Origin of the sequence: Burkholderia sp. FERM BP-3421, from assembly GCF_028657905.1 — a bacterium.
Classification (GTDB): Bacteria; Pseudomonadota; Gammaproteobacteria; order Burkholderiales; family Burkholderiaceae; genus Burkholderia.
The window spans coordinates 1,718,866-1,740,186 of record NZ_CP117781.1 but is presented as its reverse complement, the minus strand read 5'-3'; the positions used below and the strand labels follow the sequence as shown (position 1 = coordinate 1,740,186).

The following is a 21,321-nucleotide window of genomic DNA, read 5'->3' as shown; positions in this document are numbered from 1 at the left end:
GCGCGTCACCGGTATCCGATGCTGAAGTCGTGGCCCCACTGGCTCACCTTGGTCGCTTCGAACACCGAATGCCGAGGCCAGTCGACCGTCAGGCCGCCGAAGCCGTACTCGAGATCGAAGCCGCCGGGCGTCTTCATGTAGAACGAGATCATCTGGTCGTTGCAGTGCCGCCCGAGCGTCGCGGACAGCTTCACCGCGTGCGCGGCCACCCGGTCGAGCGCGCGACCGACCTCGTCCACCGAATCGACTTCTGCCATCACGTGCACGCAGCCGGACGGCACGGCCATCTCGAACAGCCCGAGGCTGTGGTGGCGTGCGTTGCGGCAGTGCATGAAATGGATGCGTTTCTCCGGTTCGGCCGGATCGGTGGTGAATTTCACACGATAGAGGTCGGACAATTCGAAGCCGAGCACGCCGCGCACGAACGCGTCGGTCGCGTCGAACTGCGGCGCGGGCAGCACCGCGTGGCCGAGCCCCATGTCGCCCGTGACGAAGCGCGACACGCCGAGCGGCGATGCGAAGCGGCGGAAATCGCAGCGCGCGCCCCAGTACAGCTCATGACGATTGCCGGACGGATCCGCGCACCACGCCATCGCCTGCACGCGGCGCAGCGCGGCTTCTGCGCGGGACGCGCGCCCGACCTCGACGCCCGCTCGCTGCAACGCCGCGCAGGCGGCGTCGAAGGCGGCGCCGTCGGGCAGTTCCCAGCCCGACGCCTGGTAGCGGTCGACCGGGCCCGGCACGATCAGATAGCGGAAATCGCGTTCGTCCATCTTCAGGTACAGCGCGCCGTCGGGTGCGTCGAGCGCCTGCATGCCCAGCACGTCTTCCGCGTAGCGCCGCCACGCGTCGACGCGCGTCGCCTCGACGACGACATAGCCGAGCGCTCGGACATCGATCATGTCTACCTCCTCCTCGTTCGGAATCCGGTGTTCGTGAAAGGATTCTGGCCGGTCGGGGAAGGCGTCACATCGTCTGTTGGGACGAGGCGCGGAGGGGGGAGCGGGACGAACCGCGTGCGTGATCCGGAAGAGCCGGGACACGGTGGGGCGAGCGGCCGGACGCCCTGGGCGGGCATGGCGCGGCATGCGCACGGCGGCGCGCCGGACAGGCGCGCCGTCGCAACGCTACGCGAACGGATTCAGCAGCCTGACGCCGGTCGCCTCGAAATCGGCGGTGTCGCGCGTGACGACGGTGAGATCGTTGATCAACGCCGTGGCGGCAATCAGCTTGTCGAGTGCGTTCTCCGGATGCCGCGAGCGCAGTTTCCCCCACAGCTGGGCAACCTCCGAATCGACCGGCAGGATGTTCGACGCGTAGTCGGCCAGCATCGCCGTCAGCCAGGTCTCGAGCGTCGAAGCCTGCCGGTGATCGCCGCGATGGCGGATCATGTCGACACCGCGCCGCAACTCGGACACCGTCACGACCGAAAGATAAAGGGCGCTCGCATCACGCTCGGCTTCCCGGAAGAATGCCCGCACGCCCGGATCGCTTCGCTTGCCCTTTCTGATTTCGCTGATGATGTTCGTGTCAAGTAAAAAACATGCCCGCCCTCGCCCGAATCCTGCACGCGCGCGAAATCCGCGTCCTCGCCAACCTTGGGCATGCTCGCCAGCACTTGCGCGAACGTCCTCCGCTTCGGCCCGCGAAGCGCATCCGCGAGAATGGCCCGATGTTCGGCTTCCGCGCTCCGGCCATTCGCCGCCGCCTGCTCACGCAGGCTCTGAACAATATCGTCGTCCACATTACGCACCAGTAGATTTGCCATAAGCCCTCCCAGCCAGATTGATATCAATGATATCGATGTGCCGATGAAATGCAAGCATTGATATCATCGGTGTCGTAACAACGCACGCGTCGGTCGGCGCACGCATCACGGCATGTCACATGCAGCGGCTGGAACCCTTCACCCCGGACACATCAGGTTGCTGTCCAATCACGAAGGTAAGCTTCGGCCACGGCCCAGGAAAGACTGCCGATCGGCCAACGCCGAGCGCAGCGCGCGGATCGGTCCCGCGCACCGGGATCGCCGACGATGAAGTCGAAACCCGACGGATGCCATGCGCGCCGCATCATGCGGCAAGTCCCGCCTTCGATGGGTGGCGCGTTCAGAAATGGCCGATGTGCAAGGGACGGCCTCGCGCCCGGGAAAGCCGCAAGCATGGGCACATCGCGATCAGGCGCGCTGCAACCCACGCCCGCCCGGCACATTCAACCGCTGCCCGCTGATGCGGGCGGCCCATGCGAGCGCATGGGCGCGGTCATGCGCCCCGATCACAGCCGCAAGCGCGGCACCAACCTGCGCGGGATCGCCCACCTCGAGGCCATGCGTGGTGACCTCGACACCTTCGCCGCGAATCCCACGGCGCCCCGGCCCCGGGTGATGACCGAGCGCGACCGTCAAGCCCGCGCCGCTGCCGCCCAAGGCCCATGCCGCGCCCGGCGCGAAGCCACCGCCGTCCGCCCGCTCCTACCCTCATCCCGTTCGATCGCGCGCCCGCGCCGCGTCTTCCGCCGGATCGCCGTCCGCCGCCGCGCCGTCCAGCGCGCGCAGCCGGTACTTGAGCACCTTCCCCGCCGCGCTCGTCGGCAGCCGCTCGACGAACGTGAAGCGGCGCGGCACCTTGTAGTTCGCCATGTTGCGCCGCGCCCAGCCGGTCAATTCGTCCGCGCTCGCCGACGAACCCGGCCGCAGCACGACGTACGCATGCCCGACCTCGCCCAGCCGCGCGTCCGGCGCGCCGACCAGCGCGACCTGCGCGATCGCCGGATGCGCGGCCAGCAGCCGCTCGATCTCCGCCGGGTAGCAGTTGAAGCCGCCGACGATGAACATGTCCTTGATCCGGTCGGTGATCTTCAGATTGCCGTTCGGATCGACGCAGCCCAGATCGCCCGTGTGCAGCCAGCCGTCGGCGTCGATCGTCTCGCGCGTGGCGGCCGGCTGGTTCTCGTAGCCGCGCATCACGTTGTAGCCGCGCAGCCAGATCTCCCCCGTCTCGCCTGCCGCGCGCACGACCCCGCCCGGCCCCGCGATGCGCAGCTCGACGCCCGGCATCGGCCGGCCCGACGTGGCGGCAACCGTCTGCACGTCGTCGTCGCGCCGGCACAGCGTCGCGAAACCGCACGATTCGGTCAGGCCGTAGCCCGTCAGCACCGTCTCGAAACCGAGTTCCGTGCGCATCCGCTCGATCAGGCTCGGCGCGATCGCCGCCGCCCCCGTCACCGCGATCCGCAGCGACGACAGATCGTGCGCATCGCGCTCGGGCGCGTCGAGCAGCGCGTAGTACAGCGTCGGCGGCCCGGGCAGCACCGATACGCGCGCCTCGGCGATCCGGCGCAGCACCTCGCCGGGCTGGAACGCGGGGTGCGGCAGCACCGTCGCGCCGCTCGCCAGCGCGGCCAGCCAGCCGGCCTTGTAGCCGAACGTGTGGAAGAACGGATTGACGATCAGGTAGCGGTCCTCGCGGCGCAGGCCCGCGATCCGCGCCCAGGCCTGCACGGCGCGCAGATTCTGGCCGTGCGCGGTCACCACGCCCTTCGGACGGCCCGTCGTGCCCGACGTGAAAATCAGGTCCATCTCGGTGTCGGGGGTCACCCTCGCTTCGCGTGCATGCACCGCCTCGGGCGGCGTGTCCGCGGCGCGCGCGATGAACGCGTCCCAGGTTTCGTCGAGCGCACCGGCCGGCGGGGCATGGTCGAACACGACGATGCGTTCGAGCGCCGCGGGCCGATACGGTTCCAGCATCTCCGGATACGATTCGCCGAGGAACATGCCGCAGCAAAACAGCAGCCGCGCGCCGCTGTCGCCCAGGATGCCGCCGACTTCCCGCCCCCTCAGCCGCGTATTGACCGGCACGAGGGTCGCGCCGACCGTATGGACAGCCAGCGCGGCGACGATCCAGCGCGGCAGATTCGGCGCCCAGATCGCGATCCGGTCGCCCGCCTCGATGCCGTGTGCGATCAGCGCGCGCGCCGCCTCGCGGCGAGCCGCGTCGAGCGCCGCGTAAGTCAGCCGGCCGTGCTCCGATTCGATCGCCGGATGCGCGCCGTGGCGCGCGGCGGCCCGCGCAATCAGCGCGGGCGTCGTCAGGATGTCGTTGTCCATCGTCTCGTGCGTCGCCGCAGGAATGCCGCGCGCGCCCTCGGCGCGCCGCGGCTCAATCGGGAAACACCACGCGCAGCACATCGCTTGCGGGCCGCGCGCAGCAGGCCAGCGTCCAGCCGCCCGCCAGCTCGTCTTCGTCGAGCACCTGATTGCCGTCGAGCGCGACCGCGCCGCGCTCGACCCGGCACATGCACGCGCCGCACTGCCCCTGGCGGCACGAATGGGGCGCCGGCACCCCCTCGCGCAACATCGCCTCGAGCAGCGTTTCGCCAGGCGCGCAGCCGAACGCGAACGACTCGCCGTCGAGCAGCGCCTCGACCGCCGCGCCCGCGCCGTCGCGCGGCGCGGCCGTCGCGCCGGTATCGGCCCGGGCCGGCGCATCGGGCAGCGACGCGAAGCGCTCGACGTGCACGCGCGCCCGCGGCAGCCCGTGTCCGAGCATCGCGGCCAGCGCGCTCTCCATGAACAGCGGGGGCCCGCAGATGAACGTCTCCTGCAGGCTGAACGGACGAACCAGCTCCTCGAGATGCCGCTGCTGCGGCACGCCCTGCACGCTGTCGAGCCAGTGGATCACGCGCAGCCGGCCCGGATGACGCTGGGCAAGCCGCTGCAGTGCGTCGCGGAAGATCACCGAGCGCTCGTCGCGGTTCGCGTAGATCAGCGTCAGCATCCCGCGCCCGTGCACGAGCGCCGCCTTCAGAATCGACAGCACGGGCGTGATGCCGCTGCCGGCCGCCAGCAGCAGCAGATCGCCGTCGAGCGCGCGCGGCGTGAACACCCCCCCGCCGGCGGCAGGACGTCGAGCCCGTCGCCCGCGCGCACGCGATCGCACAGCCAGTTCGACGCGCGCCCGCCCCGCACGCGCTTGACCGTGATCTTCAGCGCCGCGTCGACGCCCGGTGCGCTCGACAGCGAATAGCAGCGCGCGACGCCCGGCTCGCCGCACGGCACGTTCAGCGTCAGGAACTGGCCCGGCCGATAAGCGAACGCGTCGCGCGACGCGGCGGGCACCTCGAACACGAACGACCGCGCATCGTCGCTCTCGACGATCACCTCCGCGACGGTCAACCGGTGAAAACGGACCTCGCTCATGGACGGCTCGCCGCCCTTCACGCGGCCGCGCGGCTGACGGGCCCGCCGGGGGCCGTATACACACACCGTCGAGATAAACGAGCGGATCGACGTCGCCACTCATTCGCACCTCGCGGATCCGCCCGATGAACACCGTATGCGTGCCGTACACGAAGCGGCCGTCCTGCTCGCAGACGAGGCTCGCCTGCGCATCGCGCAGATACGGCACGCCATGCGACGACACCTGCCAGTCGCCGCTGCTGAAACGCGCCTCGCCCTTCAAGCGCCCGCCGCAATCGATCGCGAGGTCTTCATGGCGCGCGGACAGCACGTTCACGCAGAATGCCGCGCCCGCGTCGAGCGGCGGGTGCAGCGACGCGTCGCGATTGACGCAGATCAGCAGCGACGGCGGATCGGTCGACAGCGAATCGACCGCCGTCGCGGACATCGAGTAGCGCCGGCCGTCGTGCGCGCTGCTGATGACCGTGACGGAACGCGCGACGCGCCGCATCGCGAGCAGCATGTCCGCTCGCAGGGGATGGCTGGTGAGATCGGTCATGATCGTGCTCCGTCGAGTTCCGTTGCGGCCGGCCGCTCCGAGCGGCCGCCGGTGTCGGCCGCCTGCGCGGCCAGGTGATCGGCGGCGATCATGCCGAAGGTCATCGCCGGGCCGAGCGTCGAGCCCGCGCCGGGATAGCTCGCGCCCATCACCGATGCGCTCGTGTTGCCGATCGCGTAGAGGCCGTCGATCGGCATGCCGTCGTCGCGCAGCACGCGGGCCTGGGCGTCGGTGACGAGCCCGCCCTTCGTGCCGATGTCGCCCGCGTCGAGCCGCACCGCATAGAACGGCGCTTCATCGAGCGGCGCGAGGCACGGATTCGGCTTGACCCGCGGGTCGCCGTAATACGTGTCGAACAGGTTGTCGCCCTTGCCGAAGGCTTCGTCGATGCCGGTCGCGGCAAAGCGGGCCATGTCGCGCAGCGTCTCGCGCAAGCCGGCGGCATCGACGCCGATCCGCTCGGCGAGCGCATCGATCGTGTCGGCCTTCACGAGCACGTCGCGAAACGCATCGGGAATCCGCGCATCGGGCATCATCGAGGCCGGCATGATCGGCCCGCACGGGTACTTGCGGCGAAAGCGCGCGTCGAACACCATCCACGCGGGCACGCTCGCGCCCGTCCTCGCGTGGTCGCGATACATCGCCGGCACCAGCTCGGAATACGGCGCCGCCTCGTTGACGAAGCGCCTGCCGCGCCCGTTGACGATCACGCAGCCCGGCAGATTGCGCTCGACGAACAGCGCGCGCGGGTTTTCCTCGCCCGCGACGCCGAGCGTCGGCGCGCCCCATACATGCTCCATCAGCGCGAGCGCCCCGCCGAGCCGATGGCCCTCGGCGATCGCGTCGCCCGTGTTGGCGGGCGGCGTCGCGCTCCAATGCACGCGGGTCGGCTGCGGCAGGTAGCGCTCGCGCATCGGCTGGCTGCGCTCGAAGCCGCCCGCGGCCAGGATCACGCCGCGCCGCGCGACGATCGTCACCGGCCGGCCCGCCCGCTCGACGCGCACGCCCGTCACGCGGCCGTCGGCGTCGAGCAGGTCGCGCATCGGCGTGTCGAGCCAGATCGGCACGCGGCGGTCGAGCAGCGCGCGGCGCAGCCCGCCGATCAGCGCGTTGCCAAGCGTCAGGCGTCGATCGCGCCGCGAGCGGCGTCGCGCCCCGAGGTCGAGCCAGTAGCGGCCGAACTGGCCCAGCGCGAGCGTCATGAACCCCGAGCCGCGCGAGAACAGCACATGCGCTTCCTTCGCCGTCACCGCGACCCGTCCGCCGATCAGCGTGCCGGGCGACGGCGGCCGCAGCCGCTCGAATTCGTCGCCGAGCAGCGCGCCGTCGAACGGCAGCGGATCGAGCGAGCGGTAGCCCGGCATCGCGCCCGGCAGCTTCTGGTAATAGTCCGCATACTTCGGCATCGACTGGTAGCGGACCGGCGTTTCCGCCTCGAGGTAGCGCAGCATCTCGGGCGCGCGGTCGAGGTAGGCGTCGAGCTTGGCGGCGGGCGTCGCGCCGGTCGTGCAGGCGTCGAGATAGCGGCGCGCGGCCGCCCGCGAGTCGGTCGCGCCGAGTTCGTCGATATGGTGGTTGCACGGGATCCACACGCCGCCGCCCGATACCGCCGAGGTGCCGCCGTACAGCCCCGTCTTCTCGATCACGACGACCGAGAGGCCGCGATCGGCCGCGCGGCAGGCCGCGAGCAGCGCCCCCGCGCCGGAGCCGACGATCACGACGTCGAACAGGTTGGGTTGCGCTTGCGCATCGTTCATCGCGGCCTCGTCAGATGAAGAAATCCACGTTCTCGCGGCCGAGCGTCACCGCGCCGAGATTCTGGCCGAAGCGGTCGACGTTGTTCGCGTAGTGCGCGCGGGCCGCGTGCAGGTCGAGGAAGCGGCGCGCCAGCGGATGACGGTGATAGATGCCGTTGCCGCCTGCATAGCGCAGCAGCGCGTTGGCGGCCTGCGCGCAGCGCTCGGCGACCTGCGCGGCCTGATAGCGAAAATGCACGCGACGTTCGATCGAGACCGCCGGACCGCCGCTGACCGACGCCATCAGCTCGGCGAAGTTGCGCTGCAACAGCACCTGCATCTCGTCGATCGCGACGGCGGCATTCGCGCACGCATGCTGCGCGCCCGGATCGTCGGCCGTCTTCGCGCCGCTGTTCGCCGAGACGCGCGTCGCCGCATCGGCGACGAACGCGTCGAGCGCCCCCTGCAACGCGCCGATGCACGACGTGCCCACCGCCCGCACGAAAATCTGCGCGAACGGCAGCCGGTAAAGCGGCGCGTCGTTGACGGCGAGGCCCGGGCTCGTCGCCATCATCCCGTCGATCGCCTTGTGCGTGCGGTAGGCCGGCACGAATACATCCTCGACCACGATGTCGTGGCTGCCCGTCGCGCGCAAGCCGAGCACGTCCCAGTTCCGCTCGATCCGGTAGTCGGCCTTCGGCAGCAGGAAGGTCCGGTATTCGGGCGGCCCGCCCTCCTTCTCGGACGGCGTCAGCGCGCCGAGAAACACCCATTCGCACCACTCGCTGCCGCTCGAGAACTTCCAGTGGCCGGACAGCCTGAACCCGCCGTCAACGGGCGTCACGCGGCCGACCGGCATGTAGGTCGACGCGATCAGCGTGGCCGGAGCGTCGCCCCAGACCTCCTGTTGCGCGCGCGGATCGAACAGCGCGAGCTGCCAGTTGTGCACGCCGACGACGCCGTACACCCACGCCGTCGACATGCAGCCGCGCGCGAGCCGCATCTGGATGTCGAAGAAGACCTGCGGATCGAGTTCATGGCCGCCGTAGCGCTTCGGTTGCAGCACCTTGAAGAAGCCGGCGGCCTGCAGGTCGGCGATCGTCTCGGCGGATAAGCGCCCCTGTGCTTCGGCCTGCGCGGCGCGGCCGGCCAGCACTGGCGCGAGCACATCGGCGCGCGCGGTCAGCACGGCGGTCAGCGCGTTCGAATCGTTGTCGCGATGCACGGATGTCTCCTGTTGCGGTTGGATCGACGGTCGAGGTTCGACGCCGCCCCGCTCGGGGCGACCCGGCGCGTCACGCGTACGCGCGCTGTTCCTTGCCGGCGAAGAACGGAATCACGTGCGCGCCGATATTGCGGATCGTCTCCATCTGCGCTTCGTGCGGCACCGTGCCCATCTGGCACAGGAACAGCACCTCGTCGACGCCGGCTTCCTGGAGGCGGCCGACGTAGCCGATGCAGTCGTCCACCGTGCCGTAGGCGTGATTCGGGTTCATCAACGCGAGCGCGGGATCGGCGAAGTTCACCACCACCTCCTCCGATGCGAAGCGCGAGCGGATCACCATCTCGCCCGTGTCGGCCCGCACCAGGTCGTCACCCCAGGTCGCCGGATCGGGGCGCTCGCCGCCCGTGTACCAGTACGCGAGCGACTCCATGAAATAGCGCTGGCCGCGAATGCCGATCTTGCGCGCCTGCTGGCCGTCCGTGAGCACGATGGTCGGGCACAGCGCGGCGAGGTGCCGGGTCGGGCGGAAGCCGACCTGATCTTCCGGGCGGCGGCTCGCCCACGCTTCGCGATAGACCGCGTTCTTCTTCGCGACCTCGTCGGGGCCGCCGAAGCCGAGCACGAGCGCGCCCATGCCGCGCTGGCCCGCGCGCCGCAGCGTGTCCGTGTTGGTGCAGGCGAGATACATCGGCGGATGCGGATCCTGGAACGGCTTCGGGTGGATCGGGCGCTTCGGGATCTTGATGTACGCGCCGTCGTGTTCGATCTCGTCCTGCACGAACATCTTCGGCACGAGGTACATCGATTCGTCGATCATCGGCTGCAGTTGATCCAGCGCGTAGCCGAACGCGCCGGCCTCCTGCTGGCTGCCGCCCTTGCCGACGCCGAAATGCACGCGGCCGCCCGACAGGATGTCGAGCATCGCGACCCGCTCGGCCACCTTGATCGGATGATTCATCGCGGGCGGCAGACACACGACGCCGTGACCGAGACCGATGCGCGTCGTCCGCCCGGCCAGGTACGCGAGGAAGGTTTCCGGCGCGCTCATGTGCGCATAGTGGGTCAACGACGTGTGCTCGACGCACCAGATCGTGTCGAAGCCGACCTGCTCGGCGAGCAGCGCCTGTTCGACCGTCTCCTTGAATACACGATGGTCGCCTTCGCGCGAGGCGTCGGTCGTCTGGGCTTCGTAGATGAGGGAAAACTTCATTGCGTGCGTCTCCAGATAGGATGGGCGGGGCGCGCGGGCCGCCCGCTCGATGCGGACGAATGGGACATTCCACGGATGGGAGTGTCGGCGCGCGGCCCCGGAGCGGCATCGTCTGTTTGGAGTAAGGACGCGCATGCGGAGACAGAGGGCTTTTCCCCTCGTCCGCCTGGATCGTGCGATGGAGCGGACGGTGCGCCAGCATCGATCGGCGGCGTCCGGCGGTCCGCGTCGGACGCGTCGCGGCAATGGAGGCAACGGATGAGGATTTCGATGCTGCTGTACCCGGTCGACGACATCGACACGGCGCTTCCCCTGTTCGTCGACGGGCTGGGCCTGAGCGTGAGGCTTCGCGACGGCGGCCGCTATTGCGCGCTCGACGGCGGCCCGCTCACGATCGCGCTGGTGGCCGGCGCGGAGCGCATCGTCGAGCGCGCGGCCCTGGTGCTGCGCGTCGACGACGGAGACGATCTCGGGCTGGCCGTCGCGCGGATCGTCGAGGCCGGCGCATCGGTGCGCGTGCCCGTGCAGGCAGGGCCGCACGAAACCCGTGCGGTGCTGGAGGATCGCAATGGCGCGCTGCTCGTGATTGCGCAGAAACGCAGCGCTTGAGTGCGGAGGCGCGGCCGCCCGCGCGTCATGCCGGACTGCCTGAGACGTGCGAAGGCCGCGCAGGCGCGCCGGACGAGCGAGCCGCGCGGCCGCCCGCGCGACGCATTCGAAGCCCGGCCGCGCCGGCAAGCCCGCGCGCAAGGTTCACGGCCGCCGGCCGCGGCTCACCGCGATCGCATCGATGTGACGCCGGCGAACGCGGTTGCCGGACCGGCCCGGCCATCCCGGAAGCCGCCTCGCCACGCGTGCGGCGATGGCCTACTTGAGCCGCTCGAGTTCGCGCAGGTCGGTCTCGAGCGCGGGCGTCAAGGTCGTACGCAGGTGATCGAGGAACGTCCGGATCTTCGCATCCAGATAACGGCGCGTCGCGTACACCGCGTAGACGCTCAGCGTATGCAGCCGGTAGTTGGGCAGCACGCGGATCAGGCGACCCGCGCGAATGTCGTCGATCGCGCTGTACAACGCGATCGAACCGATGCCGCGCCCGGCGCGCACCGCGACGGCCAGCGCGTCCGGCACGTTCACCTGGAACGGCCCGTTCGGCAGCTCGTACAGCATTTCCTCGCCGTCGCTGCGTTCGAGCCGCCATTCGCCGCCCGGCGAAGCCGGCGTATCGAGACGCAGGCACACGTGCTTCGGCAGATCCTCGGGCGAGGTCGGCGTGCCGTGGCGCGCCAGATACTCGCGCGAGGCGACCAGCACGCTGCAGCTGGTGCCGCAGGTCTGCGCGACGTAGCCGGAGTCGGGCAGCTGCGACGCCGACACGATCGAGACGTCGTAGCCCTCCTCGATCAGGTTCGGCATCCGCTGCGCGAGCGTCAGCTCGACCGAGACATCGGGATTGTCTTCCTGGTAGCGCACGATCGCCGACACCACGTGGCTTTGCCCGAGCCCCGTCATCGCATGGATGCGCAGCTTCCCGCTCGGCCGCAGCAGCGCGTTGCGCGCCTCGGCATTCGCGTAGTCGATCTCGGCCAGGATCGACTTGGCCCGCTCGAAGTAGCGCTGGCCGCTCTCGGTCAAGCCGAGGTGGCGCGTGGTCCGATGCAGCAGGCGGGTCTGCACATGCGCTTCGAGGTTCGAGACCGCGCGCGACACCTGGGCGGTGGTCGCATCGATCTCCTTCGCCACCGCGGTGAAACTGCCGGCTTCGACGACGCGCACGAACAGGCGCATGTTTTCGAGCATGTCCATGAATTAAGCTGAGGAATCAAGTGGGGAAAGCGGCGCGCGCGGCGCGGCAGAGGGATGGAATCGCCGAGCGGATGCCGGGGCCGGGGCGCGGACACGGGCGGAGAATAGGCATCGGGGGCGGCAATTCATCAATTTGTAAAAATCGGTAGGCCGGAATTGTACGCCGATGCGGGCCGGAACGCTCACCGTCAGGCCCCCTCGGCCCGTTTCCTCGCACCGCTTCGGCGCCCGAACAGTGCGCGCTTGAAGGTCGACTCGAACCCGGACGCGGCGAGGTATATCACAATCGCATATAATTCGCGCTTCCTGCGGCTCGTCCGCGCTTCGTCGTCAGCCGACCGTCAGCCTTGTCTCGCTCCCCGTTCGCTCCGCATCGCCTCCCACCCTGGCTCCGCGGCTTCGCGCCGACACCGGTCACCCTCAGCGGGCGCGAACGCCTGCGCTCGTGTGTCGGCGCGTTCGCCGGCATCGCCTGTGTCGGCCTCCTGATGCGCTGGCTGCCCGGCATCCCGAGCAGCGTGCCCCTGCTCGTCGCCCCGATGGGCGCCTCCGCGGTGCTGCTGTTCGCCGTTCCCGCCAGCCCGCTCGCGCAACCCTGGTCGATCATCGGCGGCAACCTGGTCGCGGCGCTGGTGGGCGTCGCTTGCGCGCGCTGGATCGGCGATCCTGTCGCGGCGGCGGCGCTTGCGGTCGCCGTCGCGATCGGCGCGATGTTCGCATTGCGCTGCGTGCATCCGCCGTCCGGCGCGGTCGCGCTGACCGCCGTCCTGGGCGGCCCCGCGGTGCACGCGCTCGGCTTTCGCTTCGTGCTCGAACCGATCGCGTTGCAGTCGGCCGTGCTGCTGTGCGCGGCGCTCCTCTATCACGCGCTCACCGGCCATCGCTATCCTCATGCTGCGGCGGCATCCCGCCCCGCCCCGGCAGGCGCCGCGTTCACCCGGGCCGACCTCCATGCGGTCCTGCAACGCCGCACCGAGTGGATCGACGCCGCCCCAGACGATTTGGAGGCGCTGCTGCGGGACGTCGAACTGCAGGCGTATGCCCGCACGTTCAGCCAACTGTCGTGCGCCGACATCATGTCGCGCCCCGCGCTCGGCATCGCCGCCGACACGTCCGCGGCCGCCGCGCTGAAGCTGTTGAACCGGCATCGCATCAAGGCGCTGCCGGTGCTCGATGCCGCTCGCCGGGTAATCGGGATCGTGACGCGCGCCGATCTGTCGAGGTCCGCTGCGTTCGGCGCATCCGGCACGCCGCCGGGTCGGCCCCGCGCGGACAAACGGGCCGCGCCGGCCGCTCGCGACGTCATGAGCCGTCCCGTGCGAACCATGCCGCTCACCACGCCGATCGCCGAACTCGTGCCGCTGTTCGCGGATCAGGGCCACCATCACATTCCGATCGTGGACACCGAGCAGCGCCTCGCGGGCATCGTGACCCCGGCCGATCTGATTACCGGCCTGTACCGCCAGGCGCAGCTCAGGCCCGCCGCCTGAAACGCGGGCACGAAAGCGCTCGGCTGCCGGTTGGTATTTTTAATTTCCCACCGGGTATCCGGACCAACCACCGCGCTGTGATTGCGCCGCTCAGGGATCCAGCACACCGCCCGACCACCCTGCCGACACGCGTGCGCCCGTCAGCTTCGCCACGACGTCGCCCTGCGCGACCAGCCGTTCCCGGCTACGCGTGACGATGCGCCCTGCCTGAGGCGCGATCAGCACGTGCTCGCTGCCGGGCACGCCCGGATGCGCGACGATGCGCGCGATGCGCTCGCCGGCATCGACTGTCGCGCCCAGCGCGCGTTCATGGACGAGCACGCCCGAGGCGGGCGCGAGCACGGTCTCCATGTGCGCGATCGGCACTGCCTCGCCCCGCCAGTCGCCGGCGTCGGACAGCCCGGCGATCACGCCGCGCCCGCGCAGGAACGCCAGAAGGCCGTCGGCATCGCGCTCCGCGAGCGCGTCGGACACGTCGGACTGGCCGCGCAGTTCGACCGTGGCGACGAGCCGGTCGCGCATCCCGCCCTCGCGCGCCCAGTGCGCGGCGACCGCTCCTTCGAACGCGCCGTCGTCGTCCCGGTCCCACAGGATCGCGATCTCAGCCCCGAGCGACGCCGCGAGATCGCGGCCGGCCGGCCACAGGCTGCGATGCAGGTAGACGTAGGGCAACGCTTCCGAATCGGTATGGAGGTCGAGCACGATGTCTGCGTCGCACGCCGCGCCGAGCAGCACGCGCTGCCACGCGGCGAATGTCGTTGCCGGCCGCCGCGACGCGGCCGATTCGTGGAAATGCCGGTTGAAGTTGCGATGCGTCGCGTCGTGGAAGCGGCCGAGCAGGCGCCCCTGCCGGAACTGCGCGAGCCCGAGCGGGTTGGCCTGCGGCACCACCGTCACCGTACCGCGCAGCACGCCGCGATCGTGCGCCGCCCTCAGCTGCGGCAGCAGCCGGTGCAGCACGAGCATCCCCGCGATCTCATCCGCATGCACGCCGGCCTGCAAATGCACGCGCGGCCCGTCGCCGCCCCTCAGGCGCCATGCGCGGATCGCGAGCGGCTGCCCCGCATCGCCTGGCACCTGCCACGTCAACGTTTCGACCATCGTGCTTCGCGCGTCCAGTCCGGCGCCGCCGCTCAGCGCCGCGCGCGGACGTCGAGGCTCGCGACGAATGCCGCGACGCGATCGCACGCGTCGGCCAATTGCGCCTCGTCGACGACGAAACCGAACCGGACGAAGCCCGAGGCCGCTTCGCCGAACGCGCTCGCGTCGAGCAGCGCGACCTGCTTCGCGCGGAACAACTGCCACGTGAACGCGTGCGCGTCGAGCCCCGTGCCGCGCACGTCGACCATCGCGAACATCCCCGCCTCCGGCACCAGGCAGCGCAGGCCGGGCACATCGCCCAGGCGGCCGCATACGAGGTCGCGGCGGCGGCGATAGCACGCCCGCATGTCCGCGACGATCGCGGCCTTGTTGTCGAGCGCCGTGATCGCCGCCTGCTGGATGAAGCCCGGCAGCCCGTACAGCATGCACAACGCGAGCCGCTCCGCGTGATCGATCAGTTCGGTCGGCCCGATCGCCCAGCCGACCCGCCAGCCCGGCATCGCATGCGACTTCGACAGGCTGCCGATCGTCACCGTGCGCGCGGCCATGCCGGGCAGCGATGCGATGCTGATCATCTCGCGCTCGAACGTCAGCTCGCCGTACACTTCGTCCGAGACGACCCATAGATCGTGCTCGCACGCGATGCGCGCGATCCGCTGCAGGTCGTCGCGCGTCATCACGACGCCGGTCGGATTGCACGGCGTCGCGAAGAAAATCGCCTTCGTGCGCGGCGTCACGGCGGCTTCCAGCGCATCACCGTCGAGCCTGAAGCCGGCCGACGCGTCGACCGGCACCGGCACGAGCGTCGCGCCCGATGCGCGCACGCTCGCCTCGTAGGTCAGATACATCGGCTCGGGCACGATCACCTCGTCGCCGGCCTCGCACAGGCACATCGACATGGCGAACAGCGCGTTCTGCGCGCCGGCCGTCACGATCACCTGCTCCGGGCCGACCGTCTGGCCCGCCGCCTTCGCGTGCTCGCGCGCGATCGCCGCGCGCAGTTCGGCGCGGCCGCGCACTTCGCTGTAGTGCGTATCGCCGCCGCGCAGCGCGGCCACCGCGCGCTCGACGATCACGTCGGGCGTCGGGAAATCCGGGTCGCCGACGCTCAGCACGATCGCCGGCTCGCCGGCCGCCAGCGCCTTCTGCGCCGCGTAGTGGATGTCCCAGGCCGTCGTGCGCCTGCCCTGCAGGCGGTCGACCCGCTCCGAATAGTTCATGCGTCCTCCTTCGAGCGGGGCCGCCCGGCCGCCGCCTGGTTCATGTCTTCGCGTCCTTGCCTCAGCGCGGCATGCGCGCGGGCACGCGCCGCTCGAGCCGCCCGAACGCACGCTCGATCACGAATGCGAGCGCCACGTAGATCACCGCGATCGTGAGCAGCGGCTCGTAGGTCCGCAAGGTTTGCGCGCGGATGTAGTTCGCGGCGCCGAGTACGTCCATCACCGCGACGGTCGACGCGAGCGCCGTCGATTTCAGCAGCATCACGGTCTCGCCGGCCAGCGTCGGCAGCAGGATCTGGATCGCGCGCGGCAGCCACACGCGCCGCGCGATCATCGATGGCCGCATCCCCATCGCGCGCGCGGCCTCGATCTCGCCCTTCGGCACGCCGCGCAAACCCGCGCGCAGCACTTCGCCGACATACGCGCCGACGCTGATCACGAGCGCGGCCGCGACATACCAGAAGCCGTCCCGCAGGAACGGCCACAGCACGCTGTCGCGCAGCGCGGGCCAGCCCGCGAACAACGAACCGAGCCCGTAGTAGATCAGGTAGATCTGCACGAGCAGCGGCGTCCCGCGAATCAGCTCGGTGAAGCCCTTGCTGAGCCGCGCGACGACGGGATTCGGCGACAGCCGCGCGAACGCGACCGCAATCGCGAGCCCGAAGCCGAACACGGCCGAGATGACGAGCAGCTCGACGGTGGTCAGCACGCCGAGCAACAGCAGCGACGCATACGATGACACTACGCTCAGATCCATGATCTTGGCCCGAATCGATGAAGGGAAGCGGCGCGGCTCAGGACGCGGGCATCCAGCGGCCGAAGCGGCGCTCGATTTCGCGAAACAGCACGCCGGACAGCGATGTGATCACGAAGTACACGGCCGCGACCACCAGGTAGTAGTGCAGATACTCGCGCGTCGATCCGGCCGCCTGCTTCGCTGTGTAAAGCAGCTCGTTGTAGCCGACCACGCTGACCAGCGCGCTGTCCTTCACGAGGATCAGCCACAGGTTCGCGAAGCCCGCGAGCGCGTACGGCGCCATCGCCGGCAGCGTCACGCGCCGGAACACGAGGGCCGGCGGCGCGCCGAACGCGCGGCCGGCCTCGATCTGGCCGCACGGGATCGCGAGGATCGCGCCGCGGATGATCTCCGCCGCATACGCGCCCTGCACGATGCCCAGCACGATCACGGCGGCCGCGAAGCCGTTGACCGAGACGGAGCCGCCGCCGAGCGCCGTCAGCGCGAGATTGATCGCGTCGGTCCCCGCGTAATAGAGCAGCAGGATCAGCAGCAGCTCGGGCACCGCGCGGCACAGCGTCGTGTAGCCCTGCGCAATCCGTTCGAGCGCGCGCACGCCGGACAGCTTCGCCGCCGCGCCCAGCAGCCCGAGCACGATGCCGACGATGAATGCGCCGACTGAAATCTGCAGCGTCACGCCTGCGCCCCGCAACAGCGCGACGCCCCAGCCGTCCGGGTCCATGCCGAGATCGCTCACCCATCCCCAACCGTCCATGCCGCCTCCTCGTTCGTGCGCCGCGTGCGCGTCAGTGCGGCCAGAGATCGATCGGGAAGTACTTCTTCGAGATCTGCGCGTACTTCCCCGACGCATGCAACTGGTCGAGCGCCTGATCCATCTGCCGCTTGAGCGGCGCATCGGCCTTGCGCAGGCCCGCGCCCACGCCGCTGCCGAAGATCGCGGGATCCATCTTCACGCTGCCGGGGCCCTTCAGCTCGAACGCCGAGCCGTCCTTCGTCTTGAGGAAATCGAGGATGCCGAGCTGGTCGAGATACGTCGCGTCGATCCGGCCCGCCACGAGATCCGCGTTGCAGTCGTCCTGCGTGTTGTAGAGCCGCACCGCCGCGGCATTGCCGTACGCCTGCTTGATGAATTCGGCGTTCGCGGTCGAGCCCTGCACGCCGATCACCTTGCCTTTCAGGCCGTCGGGCGTCAGCGTGAGCTTCGTGCCCTTCTGCGCGACGAAGGTGCCCGGCGTCTCGTAATACGGCCGCGAGAACGCAATCACCTTCTCGCGCTCGGGCGTGATCGACATCGAGTTGAAGATCACATCGATCTTGTCGCTGAGCAGCGCCGGGATGATGCCGTCCCACGCCACCTCCTTGATCTCGCATTTGGCCTTCATCTGGTCGCACAACGCGCGGATCAGGTCGGCCTCGAAGCCGCTCCACTGACCGGTCGGGCTTTTCATCAGGAACGGCGGATAAGGTTCGGCGGCGACGCCGAAGCGCAACACGCCGGATGCCGCGTGGGCGGAACCGAGCGGGGTCAATGTCGCGAGGGCGAAACCGGCGAGGCACAGCAAACTGCGGACGACACGTTTCATGGTCGAACTCCTTCGGGGGAACAGTACGGATCGATCAGGTCGGCTGTGCGGGCCACACCCGTGGCTCAGTGGCGTTGCCGGTGCGCGTTGACGAACTGGCGACAACGTTCGCTCTGCGGCGTGTCGAAGATCTCGGCCGGCGTGCCGCTCTCCTCGACCCGGCCGTCGTGCAGAAACAGCACCTTGCTCGATACGTCGCGTGCGAACGCCATCTCATGCGTGACGAGGATCATCGTGCGACCTTCGCAGGCAAGATCGCGGATCACCTTCAGCACTTCGCCGACGCGCTCCGGATCGAGCGCGGACGTCGGTTCGTCGAACAACATGACGGTCGGGCGCATCGCGAGCGCGCGCGCGATCGCGACGCGCTGCTGCTGTCCGCCGGACAGGAAGGCCGGATAGACGTTGCGCTTGTCGGCGAGGCCGACGCGTTCGAGCAGTTGCTCGGCACGCGCGACGGCATCGGCGCGCGCTTCGCGCAGCACATGCACGGGCATCTCGATCACGTTTTCGAGCACCGTGCGGTGCGCCCACAGATTGAAGCTCTGGAAGACCATGCCGAGCCGCGTGCGGACCCGCTCGACCTGGCGGGGATCCGCGGGCGTCATGCGCCCCTTGCGATCGAGCTTCAACCCGATCTCCTCGCCGTCGACGACGATCCGCCCTTGCGTCGGCGTTTCAAGGAGGTTGATGCAGCGGAGCAGCGTGCTTTTGCCCGATCCGCTTGCGCCGATCAGCGAGATCACCTCGCCCTCCCGCGCGCTCAACGACACGCCCTTCAATATTTCCAGCTCGCCGAACCGCTTGTGCAGGCCGCTCACCTGCACGCGCGCCTCGACGGTCGACTTCACACTCTCCACCCGCGCCAACATGCTGTCTCCTGTGTCGAACTCTCGCGCCCGTTCCATATGAAATTGCGGCGTTTCATTGAATGGCCGACCAACCTCATGCGGGTTCGAGCATAGGCCCTGTTGAACAGATTTTCAACAGTTTTCAAAAAACCCGGAACGAGGGTTTTCGCGGGTCTGCCATGGGCCGACCCATTGCAATTGAACAAACGTCCGACACTCCCCTATAATCTGTGCCAGGACGATTTCGTAAGGTCACTCCATGAGAAAAACACCTGACACGGTGCCGGTTCCGACCCACAGCCGCGGCATCCGGGAAACGCCCGCGGTGCGCCAGCAGTCGATCATCGATGCAACGATGCGCTGCATCGCGCGCTACAGCTATTCCGAAACCACGATCGACCGCATCTGCGCGGAAGCGAAGGTGTCGCGCGGGCTGATCAACCATCATTTCCAGTCGAAAGACGAACTGATGGCGCAGACCTACAAGCGGCTGGCAGCCGACCTGCTCGACGTGTCCCGCGCGGCCGCCGCGAACGCGGCCGGCCCAGAGGAAAAGCTCGACGCGATCATCCGCGTATGCTTTGCCGCGCCCGTGTTCGCGCCGAAGAACGTGAAGGTCTGGCTCGGCTTCTGGAGCGTCGCGCATAGCGACCCCGTGATCCGCAAGGCGCACAAGGAGTTGTACAGCAGCTACCGGCAAGCGCTGAAGAAGCTGTTCGAGCAGATCGCCGAAGGCCGCGGCGGCAGCGTCGACAGCGATCTCGCGGCGCTGACGCTCACCGCCGTGATCGACGGCTTCTGGCTGGAACTCGCGCGCGACCCGACGTCGTTTTCCGCCGACGAAGCGCTGACGAGCTGCCTGCGCGTCGTCGATACGTTCCTGCCGCCGCCGAAAACGGCGCGCAAGCGCGCGTGACGCGCCGCGGGCGCCGGTAACGCCCGACGGCGTCACCCCGCGCATGCCCGCGCGAAGCGAGAATGTTCGCGCCATCAGGCCGCGCGGATCTCGATCAGGTACGGCGCGCCGTGACCGGCTGCTTCGCGCAGCGCATCCGCCAGCGGCGCGCCCTCGTCGATCCGTTGCGCGCCCCAGCCATACGCCCGCGCGATCGCGACGAAATCCGGCGTGTGCAGATCGACGCCGACCGGCTCGACGCCGCCGTCGACCATCGCCCGCTTGATTTCCCCATACCCGCCGTTGTTCAGCAGCACGACGATCACGCGCGCACCATGCTGCACCGCCGTACCGAGTTCCGCCAGCGTGTACTGGAAGCCGCCGTCGCCGGCCATGCAGACCACGGGCCGCGACAGGTCGCCGAGGCTCGCGCCGACGGCGGCCGGCAGCCCGTAGCCGAGCGAGCCGAACCCCACCGATGCATTGAACCAGCTGCGCGGCCGCGGCGCCGCGAAGCCGACGTTGCCCGCATAGACGATGCGGGTCGAATCGCCGACGATCGCCGCGTCGGGCAGCGCATCGCGCACGCTGTCGAGCAACACGAGGTCGCGCAGCATCTCGTCGTTCAGTTCGCGGCATGCCGCCGCGCGGCACATCGCGGCGCGCGCGGCGCCGTCTTGGAGCTCGCCGCGCGGCTGCCCGGCATCGGCCGGCCACACGCGCCGCAGCGCGCGCAGCGTCTCGCCGACATCGCCGAGCAGCGGCAGCGCCGATGTTGCGCCGCGGCACAGTTGCTGCGGATCGATGTCGATCCGAACCAGCGGCGCGGGCATCCTGAAGCTGCGCGTCGCATACAGGTCGTAATCGGTCGGCCCTAGCTCGGTGCCCAGCGCGACGATCAGATCGCTGTCGCCCATCAGCGCGCGCACGGCATCGCTCGACGCCGACCATGCAATCCCGAGCGGATGCGCGTGCGGCAATACTCCCCGGCCATTGATCGTCATCACGACCGGCGCCGCGAGCGTCTCGGCGAGCCAGCGCACGTCGGCGGCGGCATCGAGCGCGCCGCCTCCCGCAAGGATCAGCGGCGCGCGCGCCGCGACCGCGCGCGCGCGCAAGGCATCGATGCCGTCGGCCGATGCGGGGCCCGCCGCGATGCGAGGCGGCACGGCCGGTCGCGGCGGCAGCGCTTCGGCCGACGCGGCGAGCACGTCGAGCGGGATCGCGATGTGCACGGGCCGAGGCCGCCCCCCGGAAAACACCGCGAATGCGCGCGCGATCGCCTGCGGCAGCGCATCGGCGCGCGGCACCGTGTAGCTGAACGCCGCGACGTTGCCCGCGAATGCTTGCTGGTCGGGCAGCTCGTGCAGGTGGCCGTTGCCGGAACCGATGTCGCCCGATGCGTTGACGCTCGAGATCACCAGCATCGGGATCGAGTCGGCGTAGGCCTGCGCCATCGACGTCGCGATGTTCGTCATGCCCGGCCCGGTAACCACAAAGCACACGCCGGGCTTGCCGGTCGCGCGCGCGTAGCCGTCCGCCATGAAACCGAGGCCCTGCTCGTGGCGCGCGCTCACGTGACGCAGCGCGCTGCCGGCGAGGCCGCGGTACAGCTCGATCGTATGCACGCCGGGAATGCCGAACACGGTGTCGACGCCATAGGCGGCCAACAGCTCGACGAGATACATGCCTACCGTTTTCATGGGTGTCGTTCC

At 69.7% G+C, this 21,321-nt stretch carries 18 protein-coding genes and 3 pseudogenes; 3 read left to right on the top strand and 18 right to left on the bottom strand.

Annotated elements, in window-relative coordinates; genetic code table 11:
• Positions 1 to 5: 5 nt before the first annotated feature.
• The 10 genes and pseudogenes from Bsp3421_RS10675 to Bsp3421_RS10630 form a co-directional block, all read right to left on the bottom strand.
• Positions 6 to 902: a VOC family protein gene (locus Bsp3421_RS10675; protein ID WP_273995898.1), complete on the bottom strand. Its 897-nt coding sequence runs from the start codon at positions 900 to 902 to the stop codon at positions 6 to 8.
• A 225-nt stretch (positions 903 to 1,127) separates the two neighbouring features.
• Positions 1,128 to 1,481, bottom strand: a complete 354-nt coding sequence (locus tag Bsp3421_RS10670) for a type II toxin-antitoxin system VapC family toxin (RefSeq protein ID WP_273995897.1) — start codon at positions 1,479 to 1,481, stop codon at positions 1,128 to 1,130.
• Positions 1,482 to 1,537: 56 nt separating this feature from the next.
• Positions 1,538 to 1,768 (bottom strand): annotated as a pseudogene (locus Bsp3421_RS10665) (FitA-like ribbon-helix-helix domain-containing protein); the annotation flags it as partial.
• A gap of 408 nt (positions 1,769 to 2,176) precedes the next feature.
• Complete coding sequence (locus Bsp3421_RS10660) at positions 2,177 to 2,404, bottom strand: hypothetical protein (RefSeq protein WP_273995895.1); 228 nt, start codon at positions 2,402 to 2,404, stop codon at positions 2,177 to 2,179.
• A gap of 72 nt (positions 2,405 to 2,476) precedes the next feature.
• On the bottom strand, positions 2,477 to 4,105 hold the full coding sequence (locus tag Bsp3421_RS10655; RefSeq protein WP_273995893.1) for a FadD3 family acyl-CoA ligase: 1,629 nt from the start codon (positions 4,103 to 4,105) through the stop codon (positions 2,477 to 2,479).
• Positions 4,106 to 4,157: 52 nt separating this feature from the next.
• Positions 4,158 to 5,197, bottom strand: a pseudogene (locus Bsp3421_RS10650) (2Fe-2S iron-sulfur cluster-binding protein).
• A gap of 17 nt (positions 5,198 to 5,214) precedes the next feature.
• A pseudogene (locus Bsp3421_RS10645) lies at positions 5,215 to 5,735 on the bottom strand (flavin reductase family protein).
• Complete coding sequence (locus Bsp3421_RS10640; RefSeq protein ID WP_273995892.1) at positions 5,732 to 7,492, bottom strand: FAD-dependent oxidoreductase; 1,761 nt, start codon at positions 7,490 to 7,492, stop codon at positions 5,732 to 5,734. The pseudogene Bsp3421_RS10645 and the gene Bsp3421_RS10640 overlap by 4 nt, the downstream one beginning before the upstream one ends.
• A gap of 10 nt (positions 7,493 to 7,502) precedes the next feature.
• Entirely contained in the window at positions 7,503 to 8,696 is a 1,194-nt protein-coding gene (locus Bsp3421_RS10635) for an acyl-CoA dehydrogenase family protein (RefSeq protein WP_273995891.1), read from the bottom strand.
• Between the two features lie 70 nt (positions 8,697 to 8,766).
• Positions 8,767 to 9,906, bottom strand: a complete 1,140-nt coding sequence (locus tag Bsp3421_RS10630; protein ID WP_273995890.1) for an LLM class flavin-dependent oxidoreductase — start codon at positions 9,904 to 9,906, stop codon at positions 8,767 to 8,769.
• A 258-nt stretch (positions 9,907 to 10,164) separates the two neighbouring features.
• Between Bsp3421_RS10630 and Bsp3421_RS10625 the strand changes: the two genes are divergently transcribed.
• A complete protein-coding gene (locus Bsp3421_RS10625; protein WP_273995888.1) occupies positions 10,165 to 10,515 on the top strand; it encodes a VOC family protein in 351 nt (116 codons plus the stop codon).
• 258 nt (positions 10,516 to 10,773) lie between these two features.
• On the opposite strand, the gene Bsp3421_RS10620 is transcribed toward Bsp3421_RS10625, so the two are convergent.
• Entirely contained in the window at positions 10,774 to 11,709 is a 936-nt protein-coding gene (locus Bsp3421_RS10620) for a LysR family transcriptional regulator (protein ID WP_273995886.1), read from the bottom strand.
• A 347-nt stretch (positions 11,710 to 12,056) separates the two neighbouring features.
• On the opposite strand from Bsp3421_RS10620, the gene Bsp3421_RS10615 reads away from it, so the two are divergent.
• The gene (locus tag Bsp3421_RS10615) at positions 12,057 to 13,199 is read left to right on the top strand and encodes an HPP family protein (RefSeq protein WP_273995885.1); all 1,143 of its coding nucleotides are present in this window, start codon (positions 12,057 to 12,059) and stop codon (positions 13,197 to 13,199) included.
• Between the two features lie 90 nt (positions 13,200 to 13,289).
• Here Bsp3421_RS10615 and Bsp3421_RS10610 read toward each other — a convergent pair whose 3' ends face one another.
• The 6 genes from Bsp3421_RS10610 to Bsp3421_RS10585 all read right to left on the bottom strand — a co-directional run bounded on the left by Bsp3421_RS10610 (position 13,290) and on the right by Bsp3421_RS10585 (position 18,711).
• On the bottom strand, positions 13,290 to 14,300 hold the full coding sequence (locus Bsp3421_RS10610) for a succinylglutamate desuccinylase/aspartoacylase domain-containing protein (RefSeq protein WP_273995884.1): 1,011 nt from the start codon (positions 14,298 to 14,300) through the stop codon (positions 13,290 to 13,292).
• Positions 14,301 to 14,332: 32 nt separating this feature from the next.
• The gene (locus Bsp3421_RS10605; protein ID WP_273995883.1) at positions 14,333 to 15,520 is read right to left on the bottom strand and encodes a pyridoxal phosphate-dependent aminotransferase; all 1,188 of its coding nucleotides are present in this window, start codon (positions 15,518 to 15,520) and stop codon (positions 14,333 to 14,335) included.
• A gap of 61 nt (positions 15,521 to 15,581) precedes the next feature.
• Positions 15,582 to 16,277 carry an ABC transporter permease gene (locus tag Bsp3421_RS10600; RefSeq protein ID WP_273995882.1) on the bottom strand — a complete coding sequence of 232 codons (696 nt, stop codon included), beginning with the start codon at positions 16,275 to 16,277 and terminating at the stop codon, positions 15,582 to 15,584.
• Positions 16,278 to 16,314: 37 nt separating this feature from the next.
• Positions 16,315 to 17,031 (bottom strand): ABC transporter permease, encoded by a 717-nt coding sequence (locus Bsp3421_RS10595; RefSeq protein ID WP_273995881.1) that lies wholly within the window; start codon positions 17,029 to 17,031, stop codon positions 16,315 to 16,317.
• 31 nt (positions 17,032 to 17,062) lie between these two features.
• Positions 17,063 to 17,860: a transporter substrate-binding domain-containing protein gene (locus Bsp3421_RS10590; RefSeq protein WP_273995880.1), complete on the bottom strand. Its 798-nt coding sequence runs from the start codon at positions 17,858 to 17,860 to the stop codon at positions 17,063 to 17,065.
• A gap of 65 nt (positions 17,861 to 17,925) precedes the next feature.
• A complete protein-coding gene (locus tag Bsp3421_RS10585; protein WP_443111506.1) occupies positions 17,926 to 18,711 on the bottom strand; it encodes an ABC transporter ATP-binding protein in 786 nt (261 codons plus the stop codon).
• Between the two features lie 259 nt (positions 18,712 to 18,970).
• Here Bsp3421_RS10585 and Bsp3421_RS10580 point away from each other — a divergent pair, with 259 nt between their 5' ends.
• Positions 18,971 to 19,627 carry a TetR family transcriptional regulator C-terminal domain-containing protein gene (locus Bsp3421_RS10580; protein WP_273995876.1) on the top strand — a complete coding sequence of 219 codons (657 nt, stop codon included), beginning with the start codon at positions 18,971 to 18,973 and terminating at the stop codon, positions 19,625 to 19,627.
• Between the two features lie 74 nt (positions 19,628 to 19,701).
• On the opposite strand, the gene Bsp3421_RS10575 is transcribed toward Bsp3421_RS10580, so the two are convergent.
• Positions 19,702 to 21,309, bottom strand: a complete 1,608-nt coding sequence (locus tag Bsp3421_RS10575; protein ID WP_273995874.1) for a 5-guanidino-2-oxopentanoate decarboxylase — start codon at positions 21,307 to 21,309, stop codon at positions 19,702 to 19,704.
• Between the last annotated feature and the right edge of the window lie 12 nt (positions 21,310 to 21,321).

Coding starts and splice junctions, on each gene's coding strand:
- Bsp3421_RS10675 (WP_273995898.1), bottom strand. CDS start 902: ATGATCGATGTCCGAGCGCTCGGCTATGTCGTCGTCGAGGCGACGCGC.
- Bsp3421_RS10655 (WP_273995893.1), bottom strand. CDS start 4,105: ATGGACAACGACATCCTGACGACGCCCGCGCTGATTGCGCGGGCCGCC.
- Bsp3421_RS10640 (WP_273995892.1), bottom strand. CDS start 7,492: ATGAACGATGCGCAAGCGCAACCCAACCTGTTCGACGTCGTGATCGTC.
- Bsp3421_RS10630 (WP_273995890.1), bottom strand. CDS start 9,906: ATGAAGTTTTCCCTCATCTACGAAGCCCAGACGACCGACGCCTCGCGC.
- Bsp3421_RS10625 (WP_273995888.1), top strand. CDS start 10,165: ATGAGGATTTCGATGCTGCTGTACCCGGTCGACGACATCGACACGGCG.
- Bsp3421_RS10620 (WP_273995886.1), bottom strand. CDS start 11,709: ATGGACATGCTCGAAAACATGCGCCTGTTCGTGCGCGTCGTCGAAGCC.
- Bsp3421_RS10610 (WP_273995884.1), bottom strand. CDS start 14,300: ATGGTCGAAACGTTGACGTGGCAGGTGCCAGGCGATGCGGGGCAGCCG.
- Bsp3421_RS10605 (WP_273995883.1), bottom strand. CDS start 15,520: ATGAACTATTCGGAGCGGGTCGACCGCCTGCAGGGCAGGCGCACGACG.
- Bsp3421_RS10600 (WP_273995882.1), bottom strand. CDS start 16,277: ATGGATCTGAGCGTAGTGTCATCGTATGCGTCGCTGCTGTTGCTCGGC.
- Bsp3421_RS10595 (WP_273995881.1), bottom strand. CDS start 17,031: ATGGACGGTTGGGGATGGGTGAGCGATCTCGGCATGGACCCGGACGGC.
- Bsp3421_RS10590 (WP_273995880.1), bottom strand. CDS start 17,860: ATGAAACGTGTCGTCCGCAGTTTGCTGTGCCTCGCCGGTTTCGCCCTC.
- Bsp3421_RS10580 (WP_273995876.1), top strand. CDS start 18,971: ATGAGAAAAACACCTGACACGGTGCCGGTTCCGACCCACAGCCGCGGC.
- Bsp3421_RS10575 (WP_273995874.1), bottom strand. CDS start 21,309: ATGAAAACGGTAGGCATGTATCTCGTCGAGCTGTTGGCCGCCTATGGC.